The 9,724-nt window shown below is 42.7% G+C and carries 11 protein-coding genes; 9 read left to right on the top strand and 2 right to left on the bottom strand.

Annotated features, from left to right (window positions below):
• On the bottom strand, positions 1–191 hold a 191-nt coding region (locus tag AC58U0_RS07060), incomplete at its 3' end, for a hypothetical protein (RefSeq protein WP_497378235.1).
• 327 nt (positions 192–518) lie between these two features.
• Here AC58U0_RS07060 and AC58U0_RS07055 point away from each other — a divergent pair.
• From AC58U0_RS07055 to AC58U0_RS07020, 8 genes are all read left to right on the top strand, one after another.
• A complete protein-coding gene (locus AC58U0_RS07055) occupies positions 519–1,265 on the top strand; it encodes a transposase (protein WP_497378234.1) in 747 nt (248 codons plus the stop codon).
• A gap of 41 nt (positions 1,266–1,306) precedes the next feature.
• On the top strand, positions 1,307–1,606 hold the full coding sequence (gene yidD, locus AC58U0_RS07050) for a membrane protein insertion efficiency factor YidD (protein WP_497378272.1): 300 nt from the start codon (positions 1,307–1,309) through the stop codon (positions 1,604–1,606).
• Positions 1,607–1,974: 368 nt separating this feature from the next.
• The gene (metG, locus tag AC58U0_RS07045; protein ID WP_497378233.1) at positions 1,975–3,972 is read left to right on the top strand and encodes a methionine--tRNA ligase; all 1,998 of its coding nucleotides are present in this window, start codon (positions 1,975–1,977) and stop codon (positions 3,970–3,972) included.
• A 121-nt stretch (positions 3,973–4,093) separates the two neighbouring features.
• The gene (locus AC58U0_RS07040) at positions 4,094–4,486 is read left to right on the top strand and encodes a hypothetical protein (protein ID WP_497378232.1); all 393 of its coding nucleotides are present in this window, start codon (positions 4,094–4,096) and stop codon (positions 4,484–4,486) included.
• A 191-nt stretch (positions 4,487–4,677) separates the two neighbouring features.
• A complete protein-coding gene (locus AC58U0_RS07035) occupies positions 4,678–5,601 on the top strand; it encodes a metal ABC transporter substrate-binding protein (protein WP_497378230.1) in 924 nt (307 codons plus the stop codon).
• A gap of 41 nt (positions 5,602–5,642) precedes the next feature.
• Positions 5,643–6,422: a metal ABC transporter ATP-binding protein gene (locus AC58U0_RS07030; RefSeq protein ID WP_497378229.1), complete on the top strand. Its 780-nt coding sequence runs from the start codon at positions 5,643–5,645 to the stop codon at positions 6,420–6,422.
• A gap of 53 nt (positions 6,423–6,475) precedes the next feature.
• On the top strand, positions 6,476–7,276 hold the full coding sequence (locus tag AC58U0_RS07025) for a metal ABC transporter permease (RefSeq protein ID WP_057306440.1): 801 nt from the start codon (positions 6,476–6,478) through the stop codon (positions 7,274–7,276).
• A gap of 1 nt (position 7,277) precedes the next feature.
• Positions 7,278–7,991 (top strand): cytochrome c biogenesis CcdA family protein, encoded by a 714-nt coding sequence (locus AC58U0_RS07020; protein ID WP_497378227.1) that lies wholly within the window; start codon positions 7,278–7,280, stop codon positions 7,989–7,991.
• Here the strand turns inward: AC58U0_RS07020 and splB are convergent, their stop codons facing one another.
• A complete protein-coding gene (gene splB, locus AC58U0_RS07015) occupies positions 7,992–9,053 on the bottom strand; it encodes a spore photoproduct lyase (RefSeq protein WP_497378226.1) in 1,062 nt (353 codons plus the stop codon).
• Positions 9,054–9,216: 163 nt separating this feature from the next.
• On the opposite strand from splB, the gene mntR reads away from it, so the two are divergent.
• The gene (mntR, locus tag AC58U0_RS07010; RefSeq protein WP_029197173.1) at positions 9,217–9,642 is read left to right on the top strand and encodes a transcriptional regulator MntR; all 426 of its coding nucleotides are present in this window, start codon (positions 9,217–9,219) and stop codon (positions 9,640–9,642) included.
• The last annotated feature ends 82 nt before the right edge of the window (positions 9,643–9,724 follow it).

Genomic DNA, 9,724 nt, shown 5'->3' with positions numbered 1-9,724 from the left:
ACACCGACAACACCGACAACACCGACAACACCGACAACACCGACAACACCGACAACACCGACAACACCGACAACACCGACAACACCGACAACACCGACAACACCGACAACACCGACAACATCGACTACATCGACTACACCACCGACTGCACCGACTGCACCAACAACACCAACTAAACCCGAATCATCCAACTCAACAGTGGGTTCAACATGACTGTCGTTACTACTAAAACAACCTGAATTAGCAGAATACCGTTGTTACCTCAGTTTCGAGTGCTGCAGAAAACTACAGTTAGCAAAGTTATTAAGCTTATTAGAATTACTAGAGTCATCGTGGCTATTAGTTAGCAGAGTTACAGAGTTAATAAAATGGCATTTTTGTATATGTCTCAGAATTTCATTTCTACCAAGTTTATATTGCTAGCTCAAATAGCCAGAAAGCAACATGTTGTAGATATAACAGATTTCAACTCTTTAAAATGAGAGTTCTTTTAATAAAAGAACTTCACAAGAGAACGTATGTTTGGTATAATGAGAATAAGAACGAACGTTGTAATTTGGAGAAGAGGTGAGGATTTGGAACTACAATTTACCGATGTGCAAACTTTTACGTTTCTAACAGAAGAGGAATGTGAGAATTTCTTAATGAAGTTGCGCTGGTCTAATGGGTTTTGTTGTCCTCGCTGTGATTATAATGAAGCTTTTAGAGTCCGTACACGGAGATTATTAGAGTGCAAGGAATGCAGAATGCAGGTCTCTATAACTGCTGGGACGATTATGCATAAATCCAAGCTCTCATTACTCCATTGGTTCCGTGCCATCCAACTGCTATTGCAAGAAGGCAAAGCGTATACGGCGAGTTCTTTATCACATATCCTTGAAATTAATTATAGAAGTGCTCAATTGATGCTTCAGAAAATTCATTATGCAAATTTGGTTAAAGAAAATAGGCTTAATTTGTTTCAGAAAGTAAGAGAATCAGCGTCTCAGACTCCATCAGATAATGAACAGGAATCTAATGAAGATATGCCTCAAACCGATTTAAACCAAAACTCCACTAACGAGTGGAATCTGCGCTCATACTTAGAATCCAAAATAAATAGATTAAATTCCAAATTGATGATACGGAGTAGTTTGCCTAATAATCACCAAAGATATTTGAATAATAAGAATAGATCGGGGTTTACGTTTATTAATTGGATCAAGACGTTTACATCGATCTATTTATATCCTACTTTTCTTAAGTGTTTTCAACTCTCAGCTTAGTACAAAGGCTTGAATTGACTCTGTCCTTTTTTTCAGGCATGATGGATGTGCAGCATGTTTTGAAAAACAATGGAGCAGGGAGAGAGGCTCGGTTGAAAAAGACTTTACAAGTACCTATTCATCTCTATCGGAAGTTTATTTCGCCGTTGAAGCCGCCGACTTGCCGATTCTATCCCACTTGTTCGCAATATGCATTAGAAGCAATTGAAGTTCACGGTGCGTTGAAGGGATCCTGGTTGTCGCTGAAACGAATTTGTAAATGCCATCCTTTTCATCCGGGTGGTGTTGATCATGTGCCGGCACGAGCGGAAAATTTATCTCATAACGATCAGTCTGCTTGACAGGCAGCTCATTTTTTCGATATATTTGCCTTAAGTTGTATATATGGTTTCGATGAACGGATAAGTACAAACGGATGCCTATAAACAGAGAGCCGGGTTAGGTGAAAGCCGGTATAGGAGTAGGTTTGGAATATGGTCCCGGAGAATAGGCCTTCGAGCTGCCCTTGATTGCATTTGTGAAGCAAATGGCAAAATGGGAGTAAGCTGGCCTCGTGTCCCAGCGTTAATGGGCAAGTCGTAATCGACTTACTGAGCCCCGAGCTTGTGAAAGGCGGGGGAACCTGGGTGGTACCGCGTGAGTTCAGCTCTCGTCCCAAGATGGATGAGGGCTTTTTGTGTTTTCTACTATTTGCTAGGAGGAACGAATGATGTCAACGCAATCGAAAACATTTTACATTACAACACCAATTTATTACCCGAGTGATAAGCTGCATATTGGTCACGCTTATTCTACGGTTGCCGGTGACGCTATGGCACGTTACAAGCGACTGCGCGGCTTTGATGTCAGGTATTTAACAGGTACGGATGAACATGGGCAGAAGATCGAGCGCAAGGCCCAAGAGAAAGGGACGACGCCTCAGCAATTCGTAGATCATATTGTTTCAGGAATCAAAGAGCTTTGGGCGAAGCTGGATATTTCTTATGATGATTTTATTCGAACAACCGAAGATCGTCATAAAGATGCCGTTGGTAAGATTTTTCAAAGATTACTGGATCAAGGGGATATTTACTTAGGCGAATATGAGGGCTGGTATTGTATTCCTGATGAATCTTTTTTCCCGGAAAGCAAGCTAGTAGATGGGAAATGTCCAGATTGTGGGCGACCTGTGGAGAAAATGAAGGAGCAAACTTATTTCTTCCGGATGAGCAAGTATGCCGATCGCTTAGTGCAGTATTACGAGGAACATCCGGATTTCATTCACCCAGAATCTCGTAAAAATGAAATGCTGAATAACTTTATTAAACCTGGTCTTGAGGATTTGGCTGTTTCCAGAACGACATTCGACTGGGGAATTAAAGTTCCAGGGGATCCGAAGCATGTCATTTATGTCTGGATCGATGCGCTTTCTAACTACATTACTGCGCTAGGTTATGGCTCTGAAGATGAAAGTAAATTTAAGAAATATTGGCCTGCAGATGTTCATTTAATGAGTAAAGAGATTGTTCGATTCCACACGATTTATTGGCCAATTATGTTGATGGCTCTTGATTTACCTTTGCCGAAAAAGGTTTTTGCGCACGGCTGGCTGCTCATGAAGGACGGCAAAATGTCGAAGTCCAAAGGGAATGTTGTCGATCCGGTTACGTTGATCGACCGTTATGGATTAGATGCGCTGCGTTACTATCTCATGCGCGAAGTGCCTTTTGGGGCGGATGGAACATTTACGCCGGAAAGTTTTGTTGAGCGAGTCAATCATGACCTCGCTAATGATCTCGGGAATCTATTGAACCGTACGATCGTGATGATCGATAAGTACTTTGCAGGCAAGATTCCCGCATATGTTGCTGGGGCTACCGAATTTGACGAAAGTCTCTTGGAGACTGTTCGTTCTACGGTAGCGAAGTACGAGGAAGCAATGGAAAAGATGGAATTTTCCATCGCGCTTTCAGCGGTGTGGCAGCTTATCAGCCGAACGAATAAATATATCGACGAGACACAGCCGTGGTCGATGGTTAAGGATGAAGCCAAGCGCGAGACACTTGGCTCTGTAATGTATGTGCTGGCAGAATCCCAGCGCATTTTATCCGTATTGCTTCGTCCGTTCTTGACGAAGACGCCGCAACTGATTTGGCAGCAGCTGGGCTTAGCTGACGAAGATCTGCCACGTTTAACCGCGTGGGAGAGCGTGCAAACGTTCGGACATCTCCCTGCTGGCACTAAAGTGCAGAAGGGGGAGCCTATGTTCCCTCGACTGGACGTAGAGGCAGAAGTCGCCTACATCGTCGAGGCCATGGGAGGCGGCGCTGCATCTAGCGCCGACGAAGCGACTGCGGCAGCACCTGTGGCTGCTGCCAACACAGTGCCCGCGTCTGAAGCAAAGGACGAAATCGCGATTGACGATTTCGCCAAGGTGGAGCTGCGTGTAGCACAGGTGATATCGGCGGAGCCTGTGAAAGGCGCCGATAAGCTTCTCAAGCTGCAGCTCGACCTCGGATACGAGCAGCGCCAGGTTGTATCGGGCATCGCGAAGTTTTACTCGCCCGAAGAGCTTGCTGGACGCAAAGTGATTTGCGTCACGAATTTAAAGCCCGTCAAGCTGCGCGGCGAGTTGTCACAAGGTATGATTCTCGCCGCTTCACATGGCGACCAGCTAACACTCGCTACAGTCCCTGATTCGATGCCTAATGGAGCAATTGTAAAGTAATAGAAGCCAAACGAACAAACATCTCATCCCTTATTTTTCGCGGATGGGGTGTTTGTTTTAGTATGGGTGTTTTTAATATGAGTGGGGCATGATAAAGGAAACTAACCACGGAGTGAGGCATATGAGTGTTCGGTTTCTTGTGAAATTAATAGGTATAACAGGGATGGTCATTCTTATATCGGCTTGTTCGATTTTCGGTGGCGACTCGGGTAAGAAGAAGGAAGATGCCAAAAAGGGTCAATCTAAAACACAGAGTACGAAGGGAAAAGAAAGTATTATTGATCAAGAGTTGAAAAAGCAATATGAGATGTACAATGAGATTCTTCAATATAAGATTGAACAGGATAAAAAGCTTATTAAACAATCAGAAGAACGTTATAAGAAGTTAAAAGAGGAAAGTGATAAACCATCTGATTCTAAGGAAAGTGGGGATACAAGTAAAAAGGATTCAGGTGGCAAGAAAGGTAGTGAATCAGGAGGGTCGAAGGAGGGGGATTCTGGCAGTTCGAAATAGACAGACGATGGTGGAGGTCAATCAAAATAACAAATACGAATCAATAACTCATACAGATGGGGCCATGCTGTGAATTCGACAGCTGGCTTTTTTGTTTTTTACACTTTGATGTATTGACTTCAATTAAGGGGACTCGTATAATCAATTCGTTAATAAAAATTATTACGATTTAGAAAATGGGTGGGTTTATTATGATGATAAGAAATAAGAGAATTCTTTACATAGTCTTGTTGGCTATTTTAACTGTTGTCATGGCTGGCTGTGGAAGTCCTGCAAGTTCGAAAGCTAAGATGGTTCAAGGCAAAGTCAATGTGGTGACCAGTTTTTATCCCCTTTATGAATTTACCCGCAACATTGGCGGGGAGTATGTGAATGCAATTAATTTGGTTCCAGCTGGCGTGGAACCGCATGATTGGTCGCCAAAAAGCAGAGACATTAAAAATATGACCCAAGCCCAGATTTTTGTGTATCAAGGAGCAGGATTTGAAGGTTGGGTAGAGGACTTTCTCGGTAGTTTGTCAGGAGGCTCGACTTTAAAGGTTGTTGAGGCGAGTAAAGGGGCAGATTTAATAAAAACGACGGAAAATAAAGAGGAATATGACCCTCATGCTTGGTTAAGCCCGTTAAACGCTGTGAAAATGGCTAATAATATTAAAATAGCACTGATAGAAGCGGATCCTGCTCACAAGGATGTTTTTGAGCAAAATTATACGAATTATGCAGCGAAATTGACCGATTTGGATGCGCGATACAAAAAAGAAATTGCTCTTACATCGAAAAAAGAGATTGCGGTTTCCCATCACGCGTTTGCTTATTTATGTAGGGATTATGGTTTGACACAAATGTCCATAATGGGATTATCGCCGGATGCGGAGCCGACGGCTCAGGATTTGAAGAAAATGAATGAGTTTTTGAAAGAACATGGTTTGAAATATATTTTCTTTGAAGAACTGGTATCTGATAAATTAGCCAAAACATTGGCTAAAGATGCTAAAGTGGACACGATGGTACTTAACCCCATTGAGGGATTAACGGATGAACAGATGAAGGCAGGTAAAGATTATATCTCGATCATGGACGAAAATTTGAAAAACCTAGTTATTGCCTTACAATAAGGTAAGTGTAGTTCCATTCTTAATGAGTCAGGAGTAGGAAGATGGAGAATAGCAGTAAAGACTTTTGCCATCGGAGCATAGTATCTATGGATAACCTTTCATTCTCTTATGATAATAAGAAAGTGATAGAGAAGCTTCATTTCGATGTTCTTGAACGTGATTTTGTGGGTGTCATTGGTTCCAATGGTGCTGGGAAAACCACACTGCTTAAAATGTTAGTCGGTCTGTTGAAACCAACAGTTGGCGAGATCAGGCTATTTGATCGCCCGCTGAGCCAATTCAAGGATTGGGAACGCATCGGTTATGTTCCTCAAAAAAATGCGTTCAATCCCTTATTCCCAGCTACAGTCAGGGAAATTGTTTTATCAGGCATGTATAGCAAGAAGCGGGTCTATCGCCGATTGACCAAAGCCGACCTTCAAAAGGCCGAAGATGCGATGCTTGCGATGCGCATCGAGGATTTGGCTGACCGACGCATCGGTCAACTATCAGGCGGGCAACAGCAGCGTGCTTTCCTTGCACGCGCGATCGTAAACAACCCGGAGCTGCTCATTCTCGATGAGCCGACGGTTGGCATCGATGCTGAAACGCAGGTCGGATTTTTTCGAATGATCCGTCATATGCACCAGCATCATCATATGACCTTCATCATGGTGTCTCATGATATGGACATGATGCAGTCCTATTTAGGTACGGAGCCGCAGAAGGTAAGCGGCGGCATTAAGTTTTATGTAAAGCATACCCATGATCCGGAGGATTGCCGTGAGACGAATTTGACACACTCAATCGGCCAGATACGTGAGATGATCGGAGTTCAATAAAGAGGAGAGACTTTGTTATCCGAACAAAGATCCCTATATTAGGAGCGGGCATTTTGGACATATTTACGGAATACTTTTTTCAGCGTGCATTAATTGGTGGCATTCTGATTGGGCTTACAGCGCCTTTAATGGGCGTTTTTCTTGTCCTTCGACGGTTGTCAATGATTGGGGATACACTTGCACATGTTTCAATTGCAGGTGTTGCTCTTGGATTTCTCATTAACGTGTATCCTTTGGGTGTTGGACTCGTGTTCGCATTGCTAGCATCGTTTGCCATTGAACGTTTGCGCAAAGCCTACAAGACTTACGCAGAGCTTTCCATAGCCATTATTATGTCAGGCGGGGTTGCACTGGCAACTCTCCTCTTTACCATTGGCAAAGGCTTTAATATGAACGTCATGAGTTATTTATTCGGCAGTATTTACACATTGGATTCAACCGATCTATGGGTTGTTTTTGGTGTTTGTGTACTCGTTGTCGGCGTAATCGCGTCTCATTTCAAAGAGTTCTTTCTTATGTTTTTTGATGAAGATGCAGCGAGTGTAAGTGGACTACCGCTTAAATATTATAATATGATGATTACAATGCTAACGGCACTTGTGATATCAGTCGCTATCAAAATTGTCGGAGCTCTGTTAGTTTCCTCATTATTAACGATACCGGTCGCGTGCAGTTTATTGATCGCTCGAAGCTTTAAGCACTCCGTCTTTTTAGCGATACTATTTTCCGAAATTGCTGTTATTATTGGTCTTGTCGTTGCGGGTGTATGGGATCTTGCTCCGGGCGGAACCGTTGTGCTCACTCTCATTGCGATATTGAGCGGGATCATTTTGAAAAGAGGATTGAGGATTTAATATGGATTCTGTTAATTTGTGGATTGCTCTATGGGCGGGAATTGCTTCCTTCATATCACCTTGTTGTTTGCCCTTATATCCTTCTTATCTTTCTTACATAACGGGGATTTCAGTTAGTGAGTTGAAATCAGGGGAATCTTCTTCGGCGGTTCGCCGTCAAACGATGCTTCATACGTTAAGTTTTATCGTGGGGTTTTCGATCATTTTCTATGCATTAGGCTTAACAGCGGGCTTCCTAGGCAATTTTTTCATCGATTATCGTGATTTGCTTCGACAAATAGCAGCTTTATTAATTTTCATCATGGGCTTGTTCCTACTCGGCATTTTCCAACCTCAATGGTTAATGAAGGAACGTAAATTACAAATCAGATTTCGTCCTGCTGGCTATATTGGTTCTGTTCTAGTTGGAATGGGGTTTGCAGCAGGGTGGTCCCCTTGTGTTGGTCCTATTCTGTCGGCGATCCTTGCGCTCGCTACAACGGAACCTGGCACCTGGTTTCAATTAACGACTGCTTATTCGCTAGGCTTTGCGATTCCATTTTTTGTACTATCTTTTTTTATAGGTTCTACGAAATGGATACTACGCTATTCAAACCTGATTATGAAAATAGGAGGGGGCTTGATGATCGTCATTGCGGTTCTGCTCTATACAGGCAAAATGACGCAAATCACGCTTTGGTTAAACTCCATAACCCCCGATTGGTTAAAGTTTTAGTTAGGTGAAATATTCGATCTTCGCATCCGGGAATTTATCAAAGATTTGCTCTGTGATAAATTCCCTTAGTGCGTTTGCTTGTTCATCTTTGTAGACATATTTTCCTTTCCCGTATTTTCCCCATTTGTACTTTCGTTTTTCTTCGTCCATTTCTAGTTTCGTTTTTGGATATCTTTTTTCGATGATATTTTTGGCTGTCTTTGTGAAACGATGCTGTATCATTTCAAATGTTAAATCTTTGGTTGCCTCAACAGGTAGTTCTTTATAAAGTCGTTCCAGTAAAGTGGCATAGCCTTCTTCCCACCCTTCATGCCAAATGATTGGCGCAATAATAAAGCCTAGCGGATAGCCTGCATGGGCTACTTTGCCAGCGGCTTCGATTCGTTCTTGGAACTTGGATGTGCCAGGCTCGAAGTTTTTAATGACGTAGTCCGCATTCACACTAAAACGAAATCGGGTATGTTTGTTGTGCTTGGCATCTAACAAAGGTTCTACATGATGGTATTTGGTTACAAAACGCAGACGACCGTTCTCTTGCTGACCCATAAACTCAATTAATTGCTTTAATGAGCCTGAGATATGCTCCAGTCCAACGGGGTCAGAGGTACAAGCGGCTTCAAAGCGGGTGATTTCCGGTTCTCGCTCCTCGATATACTGTTTAGCGGCACCTAGGATATCGTCCATATTTACATAGATACGTATATAAGGCTTAGCTCCCATTGTCGTTTGAAGATAACAGTAATGGCAATGCCCCATACAGCCTGTAGCAATAGGGATTGCGTACTCGGCAGATGGTTTGGAAGTTTCGAATTTGAGTGTTTTTCGAATACCAACGACAAGAGTGCGTTTCGCAATTCGGTACTTTTCAAGTTCCGAATCACCGGGCAAATCACGAATTTGATTATGAGAGGTCGTCATATGAATGTCCAGTCCTTGCTGCTTAGCCCATTCATATATTTGTTGTCCTTTAGGATAATTCATCGCGTCAGGTTCAAAATAAACAAGCTCCGGCACGAAAACAGCCGAGCTTGGCACGGGTCTGGAGAGCAATTCAGTAGACATGATAAGCTCCTTTCACTACTATCTGTTCGATTCTTTGTTATACATTAGTGTGCCAACGTCATAACTTATTGAACCATGGGATATTTGACCGCGTCTGGGTTGATGCATTATGATAGTTAAGCGGTAGGCAGGAAATAAAGGAAAAGCAGGGGGAAATAAAGCAATGGCAACGCCAAGCATGGAAGACTATTTGGAGAGAATATACAAGCTTATTGACGAGAAAGGTTACGCTCGTGTCTCCGACATTGCTGAAGGGCTTGAGGTGCACCCCTCTTCTGTAACTAAAATGATTCAAAAGCTGGATAAAGATAATTACTTGATCTATGAAAAATATCGCGGACTCATGTTAACTCCAAAAGGGAAGAAAATGGGAAAGCGTTTGGTGGAACGTCATCAACTTCTAGAAAATTTCTTAACGACTATTGGTGTCCAAGAGGACAATATATATAAGGATGTTGAAGGAATTGAGCATCATCTAAGCTGGGATTCCATTACTTGTATTGAAACGTTATTAGAATATTTTCGAAGAGAACCGAATCGGATGGATGATCTCATGAATGTCCGTAAAGAGTTAGAAGCAGAAAGCTAGGCAGAGGCCGCAATTCGCGGTGCTCTGTCTTTTTTTTTTGGGTATATAAACATACTGCCTTCGCATACATAACAATGGAAGC

Source organism: Paenibacillus sp. J31P190 (assembly GCF_059692075.1).
This window is presented reverse-complemented; position numbering and strand designations above follow the sequence as displayed.

Coding starts and splice junctions, on each gene's coding strand:
- AC58U0_RS07055 (WP_497378234.1), top strand. CDS start 519: ATGTTTGGTATAATGAGAATAAGAACGAACGTTGTAATTTGGAGAAGA.
- yidD (WP_497378272.1), top strand. CDS start 1,307: ATGGATGTGCAGCATGTTTTGAAAAACAATGGAGCAGGGAGAGAGGCT.
- metG (WP_497378233.1), top strand. CDS start 1,975: ATGTCAACGCAATCGAAAACATTTTACATTACAACACCAATTTATTAC.
- AC58U0_RS07040 (WP_497378232.1), top strand. CDS start 4,094: ATGAGTGTTCGGTTTCTTGTGAAATTAATAGGTATAACAGGGATGGTC.
- AC58U0_RS07035 (WP_497378230.1), top strand. CDS start 4,678: ATGATGATAAGAAATAAGAGAATTCTTTACATAGTCTTGTTGGCTATT.
- AC58U0_RS07030 (WP_497378229.1), top strand. CDS start 5,643: ATGGAGAATAGCAGTAAAGACTTTTGCCATCGGAGCATAGTATCTATG.
- AC58U0_RS07020 (WP_497378227.1), top strand. CDS start 7,278: ATGGATTCTGTTAATTTGTGGATTGCTCTATGGGCGGGAATTGCTTCC.
- splB (WP_497378226.1), bottom strand. CDS start 9,053: ATGTCTACTGAATTGCTCTCCAGACCCGTGCCAAGCTCGGCTGTTTTC.
- mntR (WP_029197173.1), top strand. CDS start 9,217: ATGGCAACGCCAAGCATGGAAGACTATTTGGAGAGAATATACAAGCTT.